The organism is Sellimonas catena (genome assembly GCF_027924685.1).
Classification (GTDB): Bacteria; Bacillota; Clostridia; order Lachnospirales; family Lachnospiraceae; genus Sellimonas; species Sellimonas catena.
Genome location: NZ_BSBO01000017.1, coordinates 16,895 through 37,821 on the forward strand (window position 1 = coordinate 16,895; position 20,927 = coordinate 37,821).

Here is a 20,927-nt window from a genome sequence, read left to right on the forward strand (position 1 = left end):
GGAGAAAAAATGATCAAGGATTATACACAGACGTGGGGAGTAAGCGGACTGGAAAAAAATGTGTCCGACCTGATTATCAGGGAAGTCATGGATTATGCGGACGAAATTACAAGAGACGCAATGGGGAATCTGATTGTTTTAAAGCGGGGAAGCGGAGCTGACAAGAAAAAAATCATGTGTGCGGCACATATGGATGAGATCGGCCTCTGTGTAGTGAAGATTCTAGACAACGGACTTCTGAAAGTGAAGCAGATCGGAGGGGTGTCCGCACTGTGCTCCTTCATGAACAGAGTACGTTTTGAAAACGGAACTGTTGGAACAGTCGGAGTAACGGATCCGATAGATACCGTTAAGCCTAAAGAGATTGACAAACTTTATATTGATATCGGAGCGATGTCAAAGGAAGAGGCCGGAAAGTATGTCAAACCGGGCGACTGCGCGGTATTCTGCGGAGATTATGCAGAACTTGCGGGACGCAATGTGATGTCCAAAGCCTTTGATGACCGGATTGCATGCTATATTCAGACTGAAGCGTTGAAGAGAATCAAAAACTGTTATCATGATCTCTATTTTGTATATACTGTACAGGAGGAGGTCGGACTGTTCGGTTCTACAACTTCGGCAGAAACAGTAAAACCGGATCTTGGAATCGCTGTTGATATTACCGGATCTTTTGATGTCCCGGGTGATGAAAATGGGAATCCGGTACTCGGAAAAGGGGCAGCGATCAAAATCAATGACAGCAGTGTCATCTGCGACTGTGAGATGACCAAAGGGCTGATCGACTGCGCCGAAAGAAACCGGATTCCGTATCAGCGGGATGCGCTTGTGGCAGGAGGAACTGACGCGGGGGCGATCAATAAATCCGGAGGCGGCGTGAAAGTACTTGGTATTTCGATCCCGACCAGATACGGTCATACGCCGAACAGTATTGTCAATCTGGATGATGTGGAAGCATGTATCCGGCTGATGGAATGTTATCTGCAGGAGGAGATTCCGATTGTAACACAGGAAAGAATCAAGTAAGGAGGATACCGGGAGGATGAAACGATCAAAAATCAATCAGTGTATTAAAGACATGGAAGCATTGATCAAAGAGCATGGATTTGAGCTTCCGCCATTTTGCCACTGGACACCGGAAGACTGGCGGGAAAAAGGACATGAGTATGATGAGATCCGTGACAACATGCTTGGATGGGATATTACGGACTACGGGCTGGGAGATTTTGACAAGGTCGGATTTTCTTTGATTACAATCCGGAACGGAAACCAGAATAATCCGAAATATAAAAAAGTCTATGCGGAAAAACTGCTGATGCTGAAAGAAGGACAGCATTCCCCGATGCATTTCCACTGGAAAAAATCGGAGGACATCATTAACCGGGGCGGCGGAACTCTGATCATCCACCTGTATAATGATGATGGAGAAGGAGGGCTTGCGGATACTGATGTGACAGTAAATTCGGACGGAAGGTCATATCAGGTAAAAGCCGGAACGGGAGTCAGGCTGCAGCCGGGAGAGAGTATTACACTCTGGCCGCATCAGTATCACGATTTTGATGTAGAACCGGGAACCGGTGATGTGCTGATCGGGGAAGTTTCCATGTGCAACGATGACAATGTAGATAACCGTTTCTATGAAGAGGTCGGAAGATTTCCGGAAATTGAAGAGGATGAAGCACCATACCGTCTGCTCTGCAATGAATATCCGGAAGCAGAGGAGTAAGGCAGAATCATGGAGCAGAAAAGAGGAGATGAAATCATGGATTATACAAGATTAAGGGAAAAAATCCGGGAAATGCAGGATGAGATTATCGGAGGAATTCAGGACTGTATCCGGATTGACAGCGTAGGCGGTGAGCCGGAAGAAGGTGCACCATATGGAAAAGGCCCGAAAGAAGCGCTGGATTTTGCGCTGCAGCTGGGGAAAAAATTAGGATTTCGTACGGGCAATGTGGATAACAAGGCCGGTTACGTAGAGATGGGAGAAGGGGATGAGATGATTGCGGTTCTCGGACATCTGGACGTAGTACCGGTGGGTGATGACTGGAAATACCCTCCATTTGGAGCTGAGATCCATGATGGAATCCTTTACGGAAGAGGTGTGGCTGATGATAAAGGGCCGACGATCGGCGCTATCTATGCAATGAAAGCCATTCAGGATCTGAACCTTCCGCTGGACCGCAGAGTACGTGTGATCTTCGGAACGAATGAAGAGCGTGGATGTGACTGCATCAAACATTATGTTGAAGCCGGGGAAGAACATCCGGTGCTGGGAATCACTCCGGATGCGGAATATCCGCTTATCTTTTTTGAAAAGGGAATGACAACCGTGATCGGAGGGAAAAAACACCCGGAACAGGGAGAAATCCGTGTCCTTGAGTTCCGGGGCGGAACTGCCGGAAATATTGTGCCGCTTCATTGCAGACTTGTTCTGGAAGGAGAGCATGAGCTTGCAGATGACAGTGTTACAGTAAGCATCCGGGATGGAAATACGGTAATTGAGGCAGAAGGAGTCAGCGCGCATGGCAGCAGACCGGAACTCGGAGAAAACGCGGTTGTGAAGCTTCTTCTTGCAGTCCGGGGAATGGGAATCGGTGGAGACTTCCAGAAAATGGCTGATTTTGTATGCCAGAAAATCGGAAAGGAAACAAATGGGGAAACACTGGGAATCTGTTTCCGGGATGAGGAAACCGGTGAGACAACTGTCAATCTCGGTGTAATCGAATATACAGAGGAGGAAATGAATCTGAATCTGGATATCCGTTATCCGAAAAACGGTGATGCGGATGTGGTATATCATCAGCTGCATACGGCGCTTTCCTCCTATGGAATGGAGATTCTTGTACACAGAACAACTGATATGCTCTATGTTCCGAAAGATTCTGAACTTGTCCGGAAACTGATGGAAGTATACCGGGAGGGAACCGGCGAAGATCCTGAACCAAAGGCAATCGGAGGAGGAACGTATGCCAAAATGTTTAAAAACATGGTGGCATTCGGACCGATGTTTCCGGGAGAACCGGATGTAGCCCACCAGCCAAATGAGCAGATGCCGGTTGAAAATCTTATGAAATCTATTGAGCTGACAGCGGCAGCCATGGCGGAACTTGCAAAAAAATAATACGAAATAATCCGGACGGGAATGTGCTTCCCGTCCTTTTTTTATGAAAAAGTATACGTAAATTTTACATTGAATAACAGGAATTTTACGAAAATAAGAAAGAAAAACAGTCCGGTTTGCGCTGAAAAACCGCGGAAATAAAGGGAAAAGAAAAGGAAACAAGAGGGAAAAAATTTTTAACGACCATTTAACAAAAATTCCATCAAACATTAATGATGAATCAATATAATCTCTTGTGTTGTGAAAGAAATAAGGGAAAAAGAGAATAAAACTTCAGAAAGGGAGGAAAAAGCCGTGTCAGAAATTACATTGAGAAATGTATGCAAATCCTATGACAAAGAGCATTACGCGGTAAAGGATTTTAATCTGGAAATCCATGATAACGAATTTGTCATCTTTGTCGGACCGTCCGGCTGCGGGAAATCGACTACACTTCGTATGATTGCGGGACTGGAGGAAATTACGAGCGGAGAACTTTGGATTGACAAGCAGCTCTGTAATTATGTGGAACCGAAGGACAGAGACCTGTCCATGGTTTTCCAGAACTATGCGTTATATCCACAGATGACAGTCTATGATAATATGGCCTTTGCGCTGCAGATCCGGAAGGTTCCGAAAAATGAAATTGATCAGAAAGTGCATGAGGCTGCGGCCATTCTTGGCATTGAATCTCTTTTAAAAAGAAGACCGGGACAGCTTTCGGGAGGACAGAAACAGCGGGTTGCCATTGGAAGCGCGATTATGAGAAAACCAAAGGCATTTCTGATGGATGAACCATTGTCCAACCTGGATGCAAAGCTGAGAGCCCAGATGAGAGTAGAGCTTGCGGATTTACATAAACGGCTTGGGACAACGATCATTTATGTTACGCATGACCAGACCGAGGCCATGACACTTGGAACAAGAATTGTTGTCATGAAAGACGGATTTATTCGTCAGGCGGATGCGCCGAGAACAATTTATGAAGATCCGGCGGATCTGTTTGTTGCCGGATTTATCGGATCCCCGTCCATGAACTTCATGGAGGGTACAATCCGGAAAAACGGAAGCGGTGTAGATTTTGTGCTGGCATCCGGACAGAAACTGGAGGTTCCGCAGACGAAGGCGGCTCTGCTGGCAGGACAGTATGCAGACAAGAAGGTAATTCTTGGAATCCGTCCGGAGCATTTTTCAGAAGAAGTCAAGAAGGAACACGCAAACCTGAATCCTTCCAGATGCAGGCTGACCGGAAAAGTCGTAGTAAAAGAAATGCTCGGATCAGAGTCCATCTTCTACCTGAAAGAACAAAGGGCGGGCGAATATGCGGCACGGCTTACGGTAGATACAAAGGGAGCTCCGGGAGATGAAATGACCTTATATGTGGACATGAACCGGGTGCATTTCTTTGATGCAGATACAGAGAAAAATATTTTTTATCATGGAGGTCAGCAATGAAACAGTTGATGGAGAAAACGAAGGGCAGAAATGCTTATTTCTATTTGATTCCCTGCTTTCTGGTGTTTGCGGTTTTCCTGTTTTATCCTTTTGTGAAAACGATCTACCTGAGTCTGTTTTTGACAGACAAGCTGGGACAGGCAAAGGTGTTTGTGGGACTGGACAATTACGTGGATCTGCTCACGTCAGAATCATTTTATAACAGTCTTTTAGTAACCGTGATTTTTGTTGTAATCGTTGTAATCGGCAGCATGCTGATCGGTCTGATCGGGGCGGTGCTCTGCAGCAAGGCCTTTCCGGGAATCAGGGTGTTCAGCACATCCTATGCACTCCCGATGGCGATTGCGTCCAGTGGAGCCGCAATGATTTTCAAGATTATTCTGAACCCGACAATCGGTATTCTGAACAAACTGACCGGACTGGGTATCAACTGGATCGCAGATCCGAAATATGCGCTGATCTGTGTGGCGGTTCTTACAGCATGGCTGAACAGCGGGATCAATTTCCTGTATTTTTCGGCAGGACTTGGAAACATTGACGAGTCCATTTATGAGCGTGCTTCTGTAGACGGGGCGAACGGAATTCAAAAATTCTTCCGTCTGACGCTTCCGGGATTAAGCCCGATTATGTTCTATACACTTGTAGTCAATATCATCCAGGCATTCCAGTCCTTCGGACAGATCAAGATCCTGACGGCCGGAGGACCGGGAGAGTCCACGAATGTAATTGTATATTCAATTTACAGGGACGCGTTTTTTAACTACAAATTTGGAAGTGCGGCGGCACAGTCCGTTGTACTGTTCCTGATCATCATGGTACTGACACTTGTGATGTTCAAGATTGAAAAGAAAGGAGTCAAATATTAAGATGGCTGGAATGAATAGTACGATTTCAATAGAGCTTGATTCTTATAATGCAGAGGAAGTGGAGAAACTTCACAGACTGATGAACGCCCGCGCCTTGAGGAAAAAGAGAATCCGTAAAACGGTGCTGGTTGCTGTAAATATCATTTTTGCCCTGTTTATGCTGTTCCCGCTTTTATACTCTGTCAGCGTATCTATTATGCCGGGAGATGAGCTTTTTACGATGGATCTGAACATTATTCCATCACATCCGACATTTGAAAATTATATCAGGGCATTCACACAGGTGCCGCTTGTACGGTTTATCCTGAATTCTTTCCTTGTAGCAGGATGCATTACAATCGGACAGATTATTACCTGTTCTCTTGCGGCGTTTGCGTTCTCCTTTTTGGAGTTCAAAGGGAAAAACTTTCTGTTCATGCTTGTCATGGCTACCATGATGGTTCCGGGAGAGGCGGTTATCATCTCCAACTATCTGACGGTCAGCAGCATGGGAATTCTGGATACTTATCTGGTTCTGATTCTTCCATCGCTGACATCCGCAATGGGAATCTTCCTCTTCCGCCAGTTCTATATGACATTCCCGATCTCTCTTTATGAGTCGGCGAAACTGGACGGATGCGGAAACCTGAGATTTATTGTAAAGATCCTGATTCCGCTTACAAAATCCGCAATCGGGGCAATGGCAGTGTATACATTCATCAATGCATGGAATATGTATATGTGGCCGCTTCTTGTAACGGGATCTGAAGAAATGCGGACCGTACAGATCGGTATCAGTATGCTGAACAGTGTAGATGCCCAGTCTATTACGCTGATGATGGCGGGCGTTGTGGCAATTATCATTCCGTCCATGGTGATTTTCATCGTAGGACAGAAACAGCTGATCAGCGGAATGTTTTCAGGTGCAGTCAAAGGTTAGACTGGTCTGTTTACATATATCAACATGAAGGCAGACGCCGGATGAACCCGGAAAGGGCGCCGGCGGAAAAAGAAAAGGAGAAAATATCTATGAAAAAACGAGTAATCGCAGCGATGCTCGCTGCTCTGATGGTTGTTTCTACCCTTGCTGGCTGTGGAAACGGGAAAAGCGCTTCCGAGATGAACGGGCAGACTTCAGAAGGGGAAGAAAGCACCGGGTCCGGAGTGATCACTGACAATTTTAAAAATGTTGACACAAATGGAACAACGATTACATTCTGGCATTCCATGGGCGGTGTTAACGGAGAAGCCATGGATTACCTGGTAAACAAATTTAATGAAGAAAATGAAGATGGTATCACGGTAGAAGCTGTATACCAGGGCGAATATGATGATACGATCAACAAGCTGAAAAGTGCTCAGATCGGAAACATGGGAGCGGATCTTGTACAGATCTACGATCTGGGAACCCGTTTCATGATCGATTCAGGATGGATCATTCCGATGCAGGAAATGATCGATGCGGACGGATATGATATGTCGGAGCTCGAACCGAATGTAGCCGCATATTATACAACAGAGGACGGAACGATGTACTCCATGCCGTTCAATTCTTCCACACCGCTTCTGTACTACAACAAAGATATGTTTGATGCTGCGGGTATCACAGATATTCCGACCAGCCTTCCGGAGATCGCAGAAGTAGGTGACGCATTGAAAGAGAAGGGTGGAGCTCAGGAAGTATTTGCAATCAGCATTTACGGCTGGTATTTCGAACAGTTCCTCTGCAAACAGGCTCTGAATATGGTAAATAACGGAAACGGACGTGAAAAAGCAGCTACCAAAGTGGAGTTTGATGAAAACGGCGGCGGTCTGAACATCTTAAATGCATGGTATGATCTTTTTGAAAAAGGTTATGCTCCGAACGTCGGACGTTCCGGAAGTGATACTGCGACAACAGACTTTACATCCGGAAAAGCAGCTATGATGGTTGGATCAAGTGCTTCCCTGAAACAGGTTCTGGAAGACAGCGGCGGAAAATTTGAAGTAGGAACCGCATACTATCCGGCAGTCAGCTCAGATGACAAAGGCGGAGTTTCTATCGGAGGCGCATCTCTGTGGGCACTGAACAATGAAGACGAGACAAAGGCGGCAGCAACATGGAAATTTGTTAAATTCCTGATTTCTCCGGAATCCCAGGCATACTGGAACGCACAGACAGGATACTTCCCGATTGTTACAGGAGCACAGGAAGAGCAGACGTTCAAGGATAACATTGCCAAATATCCGCAGTTCCAGACAGCTCTCGATCAGCTGCATGATTCCACACCGGAATCCGCAGGAGCACTCCTCAGTGTATTCCCGGAATCCCGCCAGATTGTTGAGACTCAGATCGAAAATATGCTGAACGGAGATGTAACGCCGGAAGAGGCAGTGGATAACATGGCAAAGGAGATCAATGATACGATTGAAGAATACAATCTTGTCAACGGCTAAAAAGTAAAAACGGATCAATTCTGTCCACAGTAATTGGAAAAGCGTGTCTGAAAGAGAATGAAATGATTTCCGGCACGCTTTTCTTTATCGCGAAAAATGTTATGATGATACAGGAGGTATAAGATCATGAAAGAAGTAAAGATTTTTGCGCACAGAGGGGCAAGCGGATATGCACCGGAAAATACACTTGCAGCATTTCGGCTCGCAGAGGAACAGGGTTCCGATGGGGTAGAACTGGATGTACAGCTTACAAAAGACGGGGAAGTGGTTGTCATCCACGATGAGAAAATTGACCGGACCAGCACCGGAACCGGATTTGTCAGAGACTATACATTGGAAGAGCTGAAAAAGTTCTCTTTCCACAATCATATGGAAGCGTATGAAGGAGAAACGATACCGACACTGGAGGAAGTGCTGAATCTCCTGAAACCTGGAAAAATGGAAGTGAATATTGAACTGAAAACCGGAATTTTCTGGTATCCGGAAATCGAAGAGAAGACAATGGAAATTGTAAAAAAGACGGGGATGGAGGACCGTGTCATCTATTCATCTTTCAACCACTACAGTATTCAGGAAGTTCGCCGGCTGAATCCGGAGGCTGAGACCGCGTATCTGTACGGGGACGTCATACTGGATGTGGAGAAATATGCAGAGGGAACAGGTGTACAGGGACTGCATCCTGCATTGTACCATCTGTATATGTCTGATTTCCTGAAACGCTGGAAGGAGAGCGGTATGAAAGTACGTGTCTGGACTGTAAACAGGGAAGAGGATATGAAGCATTTTATCGAGGCAGGGCTGGAAGCCGTGATTACCAACTATCCGGATACAGCAATTGCGGTACGCAGGCAGGTGGAACATGCTGAAAAATAAGAAACTCTTTCTTCTCGATATTGACGGTACGGTCTGTATCGGACAGAGACTGATCAGCGGGACAAAAGAGTTTCTCGAGGATGTCAGGGACAATGGAGGCCAGTTTGTGTTCATCACAAACAATTCTACCAGAAGCATTGAAGATTATATCCATTCTTTTCAGAAGATGGGAATCATGACCGATTATTCCAACTTTATTACTGCGTCTTTTGCCACTGTGCAGTATCTGAAAAAGAATTATGAAGGAAAGCTGATCTATGTGATGGGAACAAAATCCCTGCTCAGAGAACTGAAACGTAACGGGATCAGGGTGACGGTAGACTGTCTGGATCCTGAGATTGCCTGTGTTCTGGTGTCTTATGATAATCAGCTGACTTACGAAAAGATTCAGGACACCTGCCAGATCCTGAGCACACGGCCGGAAGTGGGCTATATAGCCACAAATCTGGATTATGTCTGCCCGATCGAATTCGGCTATGTACCGGACTGCGGCGCCATCTGTCAGATGATAGAGCATGCGGTGAAAAGGCAGCCGGAATATATGGGGAAACCCGGGACGGCTATGGTCGAGTACTCTCTGAAACTGAATCATTTCTCAAAAGAACAGGCTTTGATTGTGGGCGACAGGCTTTATACGGACATTCTCTGCGGACACAAAACCGGAGTGGAGACTGCTCTCGTACTGACCGGAGAGACCACGCGTCAGGAAGCAGAAGCATGCGGATATGGGCCGGACTACATTTTTTCCTCAATCGACGAACTGGCAGAGGCATGGCGGGAATCATGACCTCTGCCCTTTTGTACAATTTTAATAAAAAAAAGAAATCAGTTGACGTGGAATTGGAAGAAGTATATAATGATCCCAAGGAACATGACAGGGAGAACAGTGATGGCAAAACCGATCAAAAGAGTTTCTTTACAATCAGAAATTATTAAGTACATTCAAAGCTACATAGAGGAACATGATCTGAAAGAAGGTGACAGACTTCCTTCTCAGGGACAGTTCATTGAAATGATGCAGGTCAGCAGGACAGCGCTTAGAGAGGCAGTGAAGACTCTGGAGGCGGAAGGCATTGTGGAAGTGAAGAACGGCAAAGGCATATTTGTAGGATGCCGCGGAAGGAAAGCAACGGCACTGGAGTCTTTGATCGGTTTTACAATGGAGAGAGAGTCTCTGATCGAAGCACTGGAGGCCAGAAGAGCGATGGAGACAGAACTGATGGCCATGGTAGTGCGGAATGCCACTGATCAGGAGATGGACGAACTGGGGGAGCTCACGGAGGTCCTTATGAAGAAGGTACGGGCGGATGAGCGGGATACCGAAGAGGACAAGGCATTTCATGAGAAGATCTACCTGATGTGCCACAACAAAGTGTTTTATGCAGTACTGAAAGTACTGGATGAATATACGGATAGGCTCTGGCAGTTTCCGCTGGATATTGAAGACCCGTTCAAGGCAAGCATGCCGTATCATGAAATGCTCTATCAGGCGTTGAGAGAGCGTGATATCAAGAAGGCACAGAAGATTAACAACAAGCTTTTGGACTGCGTATATGATGATATTGCAATAGCACATCAGTGAATCCGCAGAACTGATGTGCATTTATTTTAAACAATCAAGCTATATTATAGCATATAGATGATATCTGACAGAATATAGTCTACAAATAACAAAAGGAAAGAGGAAGGAAAGCGATGAAAGAGAAAACAGGTATGATACTCGCACATGCCGGGGAGGAATACGATCAGTATTTTAATGCGATCGTTCCGCCGGTTTTTATGAATTCATTAAATATTTTTCCCACAGTGGACGAGTACTATGACTCGGATAAGCGGGATAAACACACGTACTGTTATGGACGTGTCCAGAACCCGACTGTAAGAATTCTCGAAGAAAAGATTACCGAACTTGAAAAAGGAGTAGAAAGCTACGTGTTTTCATCCGGAATGGCGGCAGCGACAGCGGCGGTTCTTACTGCATGTTCCTGCGGCGGACATGTAGTCTGCATCCGCACTGCCTATGGCCCGCTGAAAGATTTTCTTCAGAATTACTGCAGAGAGCATATGAATGTCCGGACGACTTTTATTGACGGGGATGATCCGAAAGAGATTGAAGAGGTTCTGGAGGATGATACGCAGCTGCTGGTGCTGGAGAGTCCCTCCTCTGTTGTATTTCGCGTTCAGGATATAAAAAAGGCGGCTGAAGCGGCACATGCAAAAGGAGCCCTTGTATATATCGATAATACATTCTGCACACCGATTTACCAGAATCCGCTGGAACTGGGAGCTGACTTTGTAATGCATACCGCATCCAAGTATCTGGGAGGACACAGTGATATTATCGGAGGATCCCTGACGGTAAAAGATCCGGAACTGGGAAAACGGGTAAGGACAATCCGGGAACAGATCGGAAGTATTATAGGACCGATGGAAGGCTGGCTGATGATGAGGGGGCTGCGTACTCTGGAAGTGAGGGTAAAGGAACACGGAAAGACAGCACTTGCTGTGGCGCAGTATCTGGAACAGCATCCAAAAGTAAAGAAAGTATACTACACGGGGCTTGCCTCACACCCGCAGCATGAGTTGATTGAAAAACAACAGTCAGGACATACCGGACTATTGAGTTTTGAACTGGACAGTACGACGCAGGAGGCAAAAGAATTCTGCCAGGCGCTTCGGATCTTTAAAATCGGAGTATCCTGGGGAGGATTCGAAAGTCTGGTGATGATGCCTTACGCGAGGGAAGATGAAGAAACCTGTAAGAAGATGGGAGCCGGACAAAACGTAATCCGTATCCACTGCGGATTGGAAGGGACAGAAAATCTGATTGAAGATCTGGAACAGGCTTTCCAGCAGGTTTTCTGATAGAGAGGAGAAGACATGCCGATCATATTTCATAAAAACACAAAAGAGTTTCATCTTTATAATGATGAGATCAGTTATATTTTCTGCATCTTAAGAAACGGACAGCCGGGACAGATTTATTATGGCAGAAAAATCAAAGACCGGGAGAGTTTTCAGCATCTGATCGAATATTCCATGCGGGATATGGCGCCTTGTACTTATGAGGGTGACCGGACATTCTCCATGGAATATCTGAAACAGGAATATCCTTCCTACGGCCACGGGGATATGAGAGAACCTGCCTATGAGATTCTGCAGGAAGACGGAAGCCGTATTACAGAATTTACGTTTGAAGACTATGTGATTCTGAAAGGGAAGAGGAAACTCGAAGGGCTGCCGGCTGTTTATACAGAATCCGATGAGGAGGCAGAAACACTGGAGATCTACCTGAGAGACCGGGTGATGAATACAAAGATAATTCTCTCCTACACGATTTTTGAGAATCTGCCGGTAATTATCAGAAATACAAGATTTGTCCATGAGGGAGAGAGCAGCATTGTTCTGGAGCGAGCCATGAGCCTGAATCTGGACTTGCCGGACGACAGATATGAGATGGTCGAGCTGACCGGGGCATGGGCAAGAGAACGTTATGTGAAAACAGCACCTCTCCACGAGGGAATTCAGGCTATTTATAGTATGCGCGGGCACAGCAGCCACCAGTTCAATCCATTTTTTGCACTGAAGCGGCCGGAGACGACAGAGGATGCCGGAGAAGCAATCGGGATCAGCCTGGTTTACAGCGGAAATTTCCTGGGACAGACAGCAGTGGATACATTTGGAGTGGCAAGAGCCATGATCGGGATTCATCCGGAAGGCTTTTCATGGACACTGAAAAAGGGAGAAACTTTCCAGACTCCGGAGGCGGTACTCGTTTATTCCGGAGAGGGACTCGGAAAGATGAGCAGGACATTTCACCGGCTTTATCGCAAACGTCTTGCAAGAGGATACTGGAGAGATCGTGTCCGACCGGTGGTAATCAATAACTGGGAAGCCACCTTTATGAACTTTACAGAAGAGAAAATCCTGAAATTCGCGGAAACAGCCCGTCAACTCGGGGTCGAGATGATGGTGCTCGATGACGGCTGGTTCGGACACAGAGATGATGATACTTCGTCTCTCGGGGACTGGTACCCTGATCTAAAGAAACTGCCGCAGGGAATCCGCGGACTGGCGGAGAAGATCGAAAACATGGGAATGAAATTCGGGCTTTGGATTGAGCCTGAAATGGTAAATAAAGACAGCAGACTCTATGAGGAACATCCGGACTGGGTGATCAGGGTGCCGTACCGGGAAGCCTGCCACGGAAGGAACCAGTTTGTGCTGGACTTCTCAAAAGAGGAAGTGGTGGATTATATCGGCGACCGGATTTCCCGGATTTTACAGGACGCCCCTGTATCGTATATCAAATGGGACATGAACCGAAGTATCTCGGAGGCATTCTCGCAGGGAAGAAAAGCAGAGGAGCAGGGAAAACTGTTCCACCGGCATATTCTCGGCGTCTACCGCCTGTATGAACGTCTTACATCTGAATTCCCGGAGGTGTTGTTTGAATCCTGCGCGAGCGGCGGGGCCAGATTTGATCCTGGAATGCTTTACTATGCACCGCAGTGCTGGACGTCGGATAATACGGATGCGGTAGAACGGCTTCGGATTCAGTACGGAACTTCTTTTGTATACCCGCTGAGTTCCATGGGATGCCATGTATCGGAGGCCCCGAATCAGCAGACATTTCGAAACACGCCGCTTTCCACAAGAGCGGAGACGGCATACTTTGGATGTTTCGGTTATGAAATGGATCTGGATACTCTGACAGAAGAAGAAAAAGAAGAAGTCAAAGAGCAGATTCAATATTATAAACGAATCCGGAAACTGGTTATGGATGGAACCTTTTACCGGTTAATCAGCCCGTTTGAAGGAGACGAGGCGGCGTGGATGGTCGTTTCAGAAGATAAAAGGCATGCACTGGCAGGATATTACCGGATGAGGCAGCCGGCCAACGCACCGCTGAAACGGCTGACACTAAAAGGGCTGGATCCGGATGTCAGATATCAAATCCGGGAAACCGGACTGGAAGCATACGGAGACGAACTGATGAGAGCCGGAATGGCGATTTCGGATTACGCGAGCGGTATCCGTGAAAAAAAGGAAAGACAAGGTGATTATCAATCGAGACTTTTTGAACTGACAGCACAGTCATAGAGAAGGAGCGCTGGACGATGAAAAAACTTATTACGTGTGCAATTGCAGGGCTTGGAAACAGAGGAAACGATATCTACGGGAATTACCAGTTTGTAAGTCCCGAAGAAATGAAAGTTACGGCGATTGCTGAACCACAGGAAGAAAAACGCGAAGCAGCCAGAATACGATACGGTCTGCCGGAGAACAGATGCTTTTCGTCCGCGGAGGAAATGCTGGAAGAGCCAAAGCTGGCGGACGTCATGGTTATTGCAACCCAGGACAGACAGCATGTAGAGCAGGCGGTAAATGCAATTCAAAAGGGATATCACGTACTTTGCGAGAAGCCAATCTCACGGGATCCGGGGGAATGCAGACGTCTTCAGAAGGCGGCCCATGAATACAAAAGAATTGTGGCAGTCGGACATGTGCTCCGCTATACACCGTTTTACTCTAAGATCAAGGAACTGATTGCCAGCGGCGCTGTTGGCGAGGTGGTTTCCATTCAGGCGATGGAGCAGGTGACATACTGGCATCAGGCTCACAGCTATGTGAGAGGGAACTGGAGAAGAACAGACGAGACCAGCCCGATGATTCTCGCAAAGAGCTGCCATGATCTGGATATTTTTGTCTGGCTCCTTGGGAAACAGTGCAAAAAGGTTTCTTCATATGGAGGACTTTATCTGTTCCGCCCGGAAAAGGCACCGGAAGGGGCTGCAAAACGCTGTCTGGACGGATGCCCGGCGAAAGCTGACTGCCCGTATGATGCAGAGAAGATTTATATTACAAATGAACGCACAGGAATCCGGACTGTAGTCCGGGAAGGAAAGACCGGAGATGCAGCCTGGCCGTGTTGTGTGCTGACACCGAATGACCTTTCAGAGGCGGCAGTACGGAAGGCGCTTAAAACCGGACCTTACGGCAGATGCGTTTATGCATGCGATAACGATGTAGTCGATCATCAGGTCGTCAACATGGAATTTGAAGATGGAATTACGGTAGATTTCCAGATGACAGCCTTTACAGGAGAGGGTGGACGAACCATCCATATCTGTGGAACAAAAGGAGACATTAAGGGAAATCTTAGTAAGAATAAAGTAATACTGACACAATTTGGAAGGACACCGGTAAGCTTTGAGGTCGCAGAAGGCGACATGAGCGGACATGCCGGAGGTGATAATCGTCTCAACCTTCTTGTCAAGCTTCAGAGAGAACTTGGCCTGACTTACCTGTTTATTGCACACGATCTGTCTATGGTGAAACATATTTCCGACCGTGTCGGCGTTATGTATATGGGACATATCGTTGAACTTGCGTCAAGTAAAGAGTTGTACGCAAACCCGCAGCACCCATACACAAAAGCACTTCTGAGCGCGATTCCGATCCCGAATCCGGAGAAGGAGAAAAACAAGGTTGTGCTCCCGCTCGAAGGAGAAGTGGGAAGCCCGATCAACTGCGGTCCGGGATGCCGATTCGCAAGCAGATGCAAATATGCTACAGAAAGGTGCAAAAACAAAACACCGGTATTAAAAGAGATCGAAAAAGAACACTTCGCAGCATGCCATCTGTTCGACTAAGGACGGACAGATGGGGCTGCAAAACCCCGACGGGAGCAGTGAAAACTGCTCCTTTTTCTATGATAAAAAGACAAGGGATAGATTTTTTCCCGCTGCGGGCTTATAATAAAGGCATAGAATTCCTCTGTATATGGAGGAAGAATATGGCGAAAAAGAAAACATTACAGGAATTGACAATCAAGGACAATTTTCTTTTCGGAGCAGTCATGGTGAATGAAGAGAACTGCAAAGAATTTCTGGAGAATATGCAGAGATTCCTAATACTTATGTGATCTTTGTATGCGATTTTGACCCATTTGGAGAGGCAAAATATCGATACAGTTTCCAGAATATATGTAAAGAAGTGACAGACATCCAGTTACCGGAGGGCAGACAAATCATCTATTTGAGCACCTGCGGAAAGAATCCGGCGGAAGTTCCGGAAAAGCTGGTGAAATTTCTTGCGTTTGTAAAAGCAGATTTAAAAGAAAGCCAGAATAACTTTGCGGATCCATATGTACAGAAGCTACAGGAATTTATCGTGGATGTGAAGAAAAGCCGGGAAATGGAGGCGAGGTTTATGATTCTGGAAGAGATGCTGAGAGACGAAAGGAACGCCGGAAAAACAGAAGGAGTAAAGTACACTTTACTGGAAACTATAAATGCCTATGGAGAAATTCCTTCCGAACTTCAGGAAAAAATTGAAAAAGAAACAGATCTGGAGGTTTTGAAAAGCTGGTTTCAGACAGCGCTTCGAGCGGGATCTGTTGAGGCATTTGAAGAGGCAATTCAGAGCAGATAATCAGCGGCCATTCTGAGCCGCAAAAGAGATTCATTTTTGACTGTCGGTATCACAGTGAATTCATAGCTGCATATCGACAGTCTCAGATCTATGTTACATATCAAAACTGTCGATTCGGCAGAGATTCAATTAATGATACAGAGGAATTCTATTTCAATTTAAAAGCGAATTGAGTTTTCCGAAAAAGGGTATTATGATAAAAGAGGAGGAAAACTGCAAAAGAATCGGAGGTACTTGAATATGGCGAAGACAAGAAATATGTATGACGTGATTATTATCGGGGCAGGACCGTCAGGTATTTTCTGCGCGTACGAGCTGATGCAGAAAAGGCCGGATCTGAAGGTTCTGATGCTGGAAAAAGGACGTTCGATTGAAAAACGGACATGCCCAAAGAGAAAGACGAAAGTCTGCATGGGGTGTAAGCCTTGTTCCATCACGACAGGATTTGCAGGAGCAGGAGCATTTTCCGACGGGAAACTTTCTCTCTCTCCGGAAGTCGGAGGGACTCTTCCGGACATTTTAGGTTATGAAAAAGCGGAAGAGCTGATCCGGGAGGCGGACAGCATTTATCTGAAATTCGGAGCAGATGAAAAGGTTTACGGTCTGGATGATATGCAGGCGATCGAGGACATCCGTGCAAAATCCATCCGTGCAAATCTGAAATTGATTGAGTGCCCGATCCGGCATCTTGGTACAGAAGAAGGATACAAGATTTATACAAGACTTCAGAAGCATCTGGAGGAAACTAATGTAAAAATCCGGTTTATGACGATGGTTCAGGATATTCTTATAGAGGATGGAAAAGCAGTCGGAGTGGTCACAGAGAAAGGAGAAACCTTCTATGCGCCGGAGATCGTTGCAGGCGTCGGCAGGGAAGGCTCTGAATGGTTTTCGCATATCTGTCAGGAACATGGGATTGAAACGCAGAATGGAACGGTTGATGTGGGAGTCCGTGTAGAGGTCCGGGATGAGATTATGAAAGAGCTAAATGAAAAGCTCTATGAAGCGAAGCTTGTCTACTATACACCGACATTTGACGATAAAGTGCGTGTATTCTGTACAAATCCATCCGGAGAAGTAGCGACAGAATACTATGAAGGCGGACTTGCGGTTGTGAACGGGCACGCCTATAAATCAAAAGATATGAAGACAAAGAATACCAATTTCGCTCTTCTGGTGTCAAAGAACTTTACCGAACCGTTTAAAACTCCGATTGAGTACGGAAAACACATTGCGCAGCTTGGGAATATGCTCTGTGATGGAAAAATTCTCGTTCAGAGATACGGGGATTTCCGGCGCGGCAGAAGAACAACATCAGAGCGTCTCGTAAGAAACAACCTGATTCCGACTTTGAAAGATGCAGTGCCGGGAGACCTTTCATTGGTATTCCCGCACAGAATCATGGTTGATATTGATGAAATGATCAAAGCCCTTGATAAGGTGACTCCGGGAATTGCAAGTGATGAGACACTGCTCTATGGAGTGGAAGTCAAATTTTACTCCAATAAGGTTGTAACGGACAAAGAATTTGAGACAAATATAAAAGGCCTCCGTGCAATGGGAGACGGAGCAGCCATTACAAGAGGCCTTCAGCAGGCATCGGCTAACGGCCTTTATACAGCAAGGTGTATTCTGAACAAGATGGAACAGGCGGAGGAGTGATCGCATGAGGCAGGACGGCAGGCCGGTGGTGATGAATTTTACTGGCATTTATGAGAAAGAGACATTTTACCGGAGCGAAAAAATCTGCTGGATCGACTGCAGAGATATCCACGGGACAAACTGCTACTGTGATGAACAGGCGGAGCAGATTCTGGAAGAGCGGATAAGGAAACTTCCGCCGGAAGGGATTCACTTTATTGACTCCGGAAATTATCACTATATGACAAAACTTTGGACCGATAAGATCAGGGAGCCGTTTGTCCTTATTTTAATCGATCATCATCCGGATGCCCAGCCATCTCTGTTTGAAAATCTGCTTTCCTGCGGATGCTGGGCTGCGCGGGTGCTGGACGAAAATCCGCATGTAAGAAAGATCGTTTTGCTTGGAGCGGAAGAGGAACTTGTAAAAAGTCTTCCGGAAAAATACAAAGACAGAATTGCCGCCTACAATGAAGAGGCTGTGGTGCATGACCGCATCTGGGAGGAATTCCGGAAGAAACATATTGAAGTGCCGGTGTATCTTACGATCGACAAGGATATTCTGGATCCTTCGCAGGTGAAGACAAACTGGAATCAGGGGAAAATGAAACTTGCGGATTTGAAAAAGGTAATTTATCAGATTCTGCTTCATGAGCAGGTGATAGGTGTAGATATCTGTGGAGAATGTACCGGTTCTATTCTGGAAGAAGCAGGCAGGAAGGAAATGGAACAGGACGACCGGATTAATGGTAGTTTACTTCACCTGCTGGAATGCTGAGAGAAATTTGCAATTCATGCCTTATTTATAATGGAAAAAAATGTTATACTATATATAAATAGGTAACGAAAGGGATTGATTGAGCAAAGAAAGGCGTGAGCGCATGTTTAAAGTTGGAGAGTATGTTGTATATGGTCATAATGGCGTCTGTCGGATCACAAAGATCGGGCCGCTGGAGACAGTGGCAAAAGATAAGGACAGGCTGTATTATACCCTGATTCCCTTTGGGGAGACGGGAAGTACAGTATTTGCTCCCGTAGACAGCCAGAAGATACCGATGAGAAAGATTATCAGTAAAGAGGAGGCTCTGTTGCTGATTGAGGAAATGAAGGAAATTGCGGTACTTGGGATTGCGGAAGAGCGGAAGCGTGAAGAGACTTATAAAAACGCACTTAAGACATGCGACTGCAAAAAGCTGGTCAGTCTGATTAAGACCATCTATCGCAGAAAGCAGGAACGGGAAGCACAGGGGAAACATCTGACAGCGGCGGACAGCCGGTATTTCCGGACAGCGGAACATGTGCTTTATGATGAGCTGGCTGCGGCTCTGGAGATCGAGAGCGGTAAGGTGAAAGATTTTATTTCGGAAAAATTAGGTGAAGAATAGTCCCGCGTTTTACACGCATTTAACGAAACAGGCGGGGTGAATTTAACCGTGTTCTCTTATACTGATAAGAAATTGTATGAAAAGAGAGCACGAATCATGGAAAAAACAATTACATTTTTTGTAAACCGGTCAACACCGGCAAAACTGGAAGAAACGATCACAATATCCAAGGCAATGAAACGAATGACAATCACTTCAAAAACAGACTGGGCCGGATATATTGTGATCAGAGATGAAAAGAACAGGATCCGGCTTTTACGTATGTGCGGATACGGAGAGGAAGACTTTACGATTGCACGACATGCTTCCCACACGTCTCCGGGCGGCGTCCCGGGACCTGTTGGAGCAGGCAGATGGAAAATCTGCCTGTATCTTTTTCCGGAATTTTTCGAGACGATTCCCGAAGGTGAGACGATACCGCTGCGGATCTGCATCAGCGGAGAAAAGCGAAAATTGCAGGAAACAATGGGATCAAAAGTCTGGGTTGACCGGCATTATCGCGAGCAGTTATGGCTTGGATATTTTAACAGCAAGGAGTTTTACAGCAACAGGACAGGGTGGTATCTCGGAGCTCTTCATACACGTACCCGGATGTCCGGCGGGGAAAATACGATCCGGGAGGCTGTAAAGAGAGCGAAAGCAGATGGCGTCGATGTCTATGTCACGACAGAGAGAAATGTGGTGGCGACAGGTTGGAAGGACAGCTCCGTCATGACAGTTCCGGGTGTGGAACTTACATCCTGTTTCGGAGACATAGGATTGATCGGAATTGATAAGATGCCGGAACGTCTGGAAGAACTGATAGAGAGCAGAGGGACAAAAGAGAGCGGACAGTATCTTTATGAGACAGTTCGGGAAGCGGTAAAGAGAGGATGGATTCTGAATCTGGAACATCCGTTTCAGAAAGGAAGCGAATGGAAAGAGGATGCCATTCCGGTTTCGTCACTGACCTGTATGGAAATCGGAAAAAGTATGGAAGAATTCGCGAAAACATCGGTACTTCTGGACAGGTTATGGGGAGAAGGATACCGGATCTGGGCGACAAAAGAAAAAGAAACTCTGATACATTGCGAGGCACTTACACCGGAAATCTTTCTGGAAAATATTAAAAAAGGTCATATGGTTCTGGCGGAAAACAGGAATTCAGAACTGAACATACGGTCAGAAGGAGAAGAGTATCTTCCGGGAGATGAACTTCCGGAACAGAACAGGAAGATTGATATTCGCATTTACATTGAATCAGCCAGGAAGCCGGAAGTTTATATCATACATAACGGAGAGAGAATCCGTATGGATGTGATACAGACAGAGAGCGGGTGGAAAGCAGAAGAGAAAATCCGGTTCCGCAAAGGAGAGTGGAACTGGGCGAGAGTTGAGGCATTCCATCCGGAGAAAGGCCTGCTGTTTTACAGTAATCCGGTATGGCAGGGAGAAAAAGAAACTTTGTGATTAACATTCATAGATAAAAACAGTAAAAATAAAAGAACAGTTTGTTCTCAGGCACTGGGAGCAGGCTGTTTTTTTGTTTGACAGGAAACTTTGTTCCCTGTTAAATAAAAACGCTTCGCGGGATGTGCACTCGCGCAAAGCAGAAGCTTGCCGCTAAAGCGACCACGCTCGGCGCAAGAGTTCCACAAGCGCAACTCTTTGTTATGGAAACAGGCAATATTTCTAATTGGATCATAATTATAGAAAAAACAAATAAGAAAAAAGGAAGTTATAGAAAATGTGCGAAACATACAAAAATAAAAA

The 20,927-nt window shown here is 46.1% G+C and carries 18 protein-coding genes and 2 pseudogenes; all 20 read left to right on the forward strand.

All coding sequences use genetic code 11. The annotated features are described in order from the left end of the window. The first annotated feature begins 9 nt into the window (after positions 1-9). Positions 10-1,026 carry a M42 family metallopeptidase gene (locus Selli1_RS09080; protein WP_281872807.1) on the forward strand — a complete coding sequence of 339 codons (1,017 nt, stop codon included), beginning with the start codon at positions 10-12 and terminating at the stop codon, positions 1,024-1,026. A 16-nt stretch (positions 1,027-1,042) separates the two neighbouring features. Next, positions 1,043-1,726 (forward strand): D-lyxose/D-mannose family sugar isomerase, encoded by a 684-nt coding sequence (locus tag Selli1_RS09085; protein WP_087166657.1) that lies wholly within the window; start codon positions 1,043-1,045, stop codon positions 1,724-1,726. Between the two features lie 9 nt (positions 1,727-1,735). Continuing rightward, positions 1,736-3,124 (forward strand): dipeptidase PepV, encoded by a 1,389-nt coding sequence (gene pepV / locus Selli1_RS09090; protein WP_242958823.1) that lies wholly within the window; start codon positions 1,736-1,738, stop codon positions 3,122-3,124. 294 nt (positions 3,125-3,418) lie between these two features. Continuing rightward, positions 3,419-4,558 (forward strand): ABC transporter ATP-binding protein, encoded by a 1,140-nt coding sequence (locus Selli1_RS09095; RefSeq protein ID WP_087166658.1) that lies wholly within the window; start codon positions 3,419-3,421, stop codon positions 4,556-4,558. Beyond that, positions 4,555-5,424, forward strand: a complete 870-nt coding sequence (locus Selli1_RS09100) for a carbohydrate ABC transporter permease (protein WP_087251815.1) — start codon at positions 4,555-4,557, stop codon at positions 5,422-5,424. The genes Selli1_RS09095 and Selli1_RS09100 overlap by 4 nt, the downstream gene beginning before the upstream one ends. A gap of 10 nt (positions 5,425-5,434) precedes the next feature. Then, the gene (locus Selli1_RS09105) at positions 5,435-6,343 is read left to right on the forward strand and encodes a carbohydrate ABC transporter permease (RefSeq protein ID WP_087166920.1); all 909 of its coding nucleotides are present in this window, start codon (positions 5,435-5,437) and stop codon (positions 6,341-6,343) included. Between the two features lie 89 nt (positions 6,344-6,432). Further along, complete coding sequence (locus tag Selli1_RS09110; protein ID WP_087166921.1) at positions 6,433-7,839, forward strand: ABC transporter substrate-binding protein; 1,407 nt, start codon at positions 6,433-6,435, stop codon at positions 7,837-7,839. Between the two features lie 126 nt (positions 7,840-7,965). Further along, positions 7,966-8,712 (forward strand): glycerophosphodiester phosphodiesterase, encoded by a 747-nt coding sequence (locus Selli1_RS09115; protein WP_281872818.1) that lies wholly within the window; start codon positions 7,966-7,968, stop codon positions 8,710-8,712. Further along, positions 8,699-9,499, forward strand: a complete 801-nt coding sequence (locus Selli1_RS09120) for an HAD-IIA family hydrolase (protein WP_087166661.1) — start codon at positions 8,699-8,701, stop codon at positions 9,497-9,499. The genes Selli1_RS09115 and Selli1_RS09120 overlap by 14 nt, the downstream gene beginning before the upstream one ends. Positions 9,500-9,601: 102 nt before the next feature. Next, positions 9,602-10,294: a FadR/GntR family transcriptional regulator gene (locus tag Selli1_RS09125; protein WP_281844169.1), complete on the forward strand. Its 693-nt coding sequence runs from the start codon at positions 9,602-9,604 to the stop codon at positions 10,292-10,294. 113 nt (positions 10,295-10,407) lie between these two features. Then, positions 10,408-11,577 carry a trans-sulfuration enzyme family protein gene (locus Selli1_RS09130; RefSeq protein ID WP_281872819.1) on the forward strand — a complete coding sequence of 390 codons (1,170 nt, stop codon included), beginning with the start codon at positions 10,408-10,410 and terminating at the stop codon, positions 11,575-11,577. 15 nt (positions 11,578-11,592) lie between these two features. After that, positions 11,593-13,815: an alpha-galactosidase gene (locus tag Selli1_RS09135; RefSeq protein WP_281872821.1), complete on the forward strand. Its 2,223-nt coding sequence runs from the start codon at positions 11,593-11,595 to the stop codon at positions 13,813-13,815. A gap of 17 nt (positions 13,816-13,832) precedes the next feature. After that, positions 13,833-14,870, forward strand: a pseudogene (locus tag Selli1_RS09140) (Gfo/Idh/MocA family protein); the annotation flags it as partial. Between the two features lie 105 nt (positions 14,871-14,975). Continuing rightward, positions 14,976-15,368 (forward strand): annotated as a pseudogene (locus Selli1_RS18680) (oligopeptide/dipeptide ABC transporter ATP-binding protein); the annotation flags it as partial. 143 nt (positions 15,369-15,511) lie between these two features. Next, complete coding sequence (locus tag Selli1_RS18330) at positions 15,512-15,640, forward strand: hypothetical protein (RefSeq protein WP_330677541.1); 129 nt, start codon at positions 15,512-15,514, stop codon at positions 15,638-15,640. Next, entirely contained in the window at positions 15,637-16,149 is a 513-nt protein-coding gene (locus Selli1_RS09150) for a hypothetical protein (protein WP_330677542.1), read from the forward strand. The genes Selli1_RS18330 and Selli1_RS09150 overlap by 4 nt, the downstream gene beginning before the upstream one ends. Positions 16,150-16,383: 234 nt before the next feature. Then, the gene (locus tag Selli1_RS09155; RefSeq protein WP_281872823.1) at positions 16,384-17,811 is read left to right on the forward strand and encodes an NAD(P)/FAD-dependent oxidoreductase; all 1,428 of its coding nucleotides are present in this window, start codon (positions 16,384-16,386) and stop codon (positions 17,809-17,811) included. Between the two features lie 4 nt (positions 17,812-17,815). After that, positions 17,816-18,568 carry an arginase family protein gene (locus Selli1_RS09160; protein WP_087166666.1) on the forward strand — a complete coding sequence of 251 codons (753 nt, stop codon included), beginning with the start codon at positions 17,816-17,818 and terminating at the stop codon, positions 18,566-18,568. A 103-nt stretch (positions 18,569-18,671) separates the two neighbouring features. Continuing rightward, on the forward strand, positions 18,672-19,175 hold the full coding sequence (locus Selli1_RS09165) for a CarD family transcriptional regulator (RefSeq protein ID WP_281872825.1): 504 nt from the start codon (positions 18,672-18,674) through the stop codon (positions 19,173-19,175). 96 nt (positions 19,176-19,271) lie between these two features. After that, the gene (locus Selli1_RS09170) at positions 19,272-20,624 is read left to right on the forward strand and encodes a CehA/McbA family metallohydrolase domain-containing protein (RefSeq protein WP_281872826.1); all 1,353 of its coding nucleotides are present in this window, start codon (positions 19,272-19,274) and stop codon (positions 20,622-20,624) included. Positions 20,625-20,927: the final 303 nt, after the last annotated feature.

Bases quoted from the DNA above. Each gene is read 5' to 3' on its own strand.
- Selli1_RS09160 (WP_087166666.1), top strand. From the start codon at position 17,816: ATGAGGCAGGACGGCAGGCCGGTGGTGATGAATTTTACTGGCATTTAT.
- Selli1_RS09170 (WP_281872826.1), top strand. From the start codon at position 19,272: ATGGAAAAAACAATTACATTTTTTGTAAACCGGTCAACACCGGCAAAA.
- Selli1_RS09105 (WP_087166920.1), top strand. From the start codon at position 5,435: ATGAATAGTACGATTTCAATAGAGCTTGATTCTTATAATGCAGAGGAA.
- Selli1_RS09120 (WP_087166661.1), top strand. From the start codon at position 8,699: ATGCTGAAAAATAAGAAACTCTTTCTTCTCGATATTGACGGTACGGTC.
- Selli1_RS09135 (WP_281872821.1), top strand. From the start codon at position 11,593: ATGCCGATCATATTTCATAAAAACACAAAAGAGTTTCATCTTTATAAT.
- Selli1_RS09100 (WP_087251815.1), top strand. From the start codon at position 4,555: ATGAAACAGTTGATGGAGAAAACGAAGGGCAGAAATGCTTATTTCTAT.
- Selli1_RS09110 (WP_087166921.1), top strand. From the start codon at position 6,433: ATGAAAAAACGAGTAATCGCAGCGATGCTCGCTGCTCTGATGGTTGTT.
- Selli1_RS18330 (WP_330677541.1), top strand. From the start codon at position 15,512: ATGGCGAAAAAGAAAACATTACAGGAATTGACAATCAAGGACAATTTT.
- pepV (WP_242958823.1), top strand. From the start codon at position 1,736: ATGGAGCAGAAAAGAGGAGATGAAATCATGGATTATACAAGATTAAGG.
- Selli1_RS09080 (WP_281872807.1), top strand. From the start codon at position 10: ATGATCAAGGATTATACACAGACGTGGGGAGTAAGCGGACTGGAAAAA.
- Selli1_RS09115 (WP_281872818.1), top strand. From the start codon at position 7,966: ATGAAAGAAGTAAAGATTTTTGCGCACAGAGGGGCAAGCGGATATGCA.
- Selli1_RS09130 (WP_281872819.1), top strand. From the start codon at position 10,408: ATGAAAGAGAAAACAGGTATGATACTCGCACATGCCGGGGAGGAATAC.
- Selli1_RS09125 (WP_281844169.1), top strand. From the start codon at position 9,602: ATGGCAAAACCGATCAAAAGAGTTTCTTTACAATCAGAAATTATTAAG.
- Selli1_RS09085 (WP_087166657.1), top strand. From the start codon at position 1,043: ATGAAACGATCAAAAATCAATCAGTGTATTAAAGACATGGAAGCATTG.
- Selli1_RS09165 (WP_281872825.1), top strand. From the start codon at position 18,672: ATGTTTAAAGTTGGAGAGTATGTTGTATATGGTCATAATGGCGTCTGT.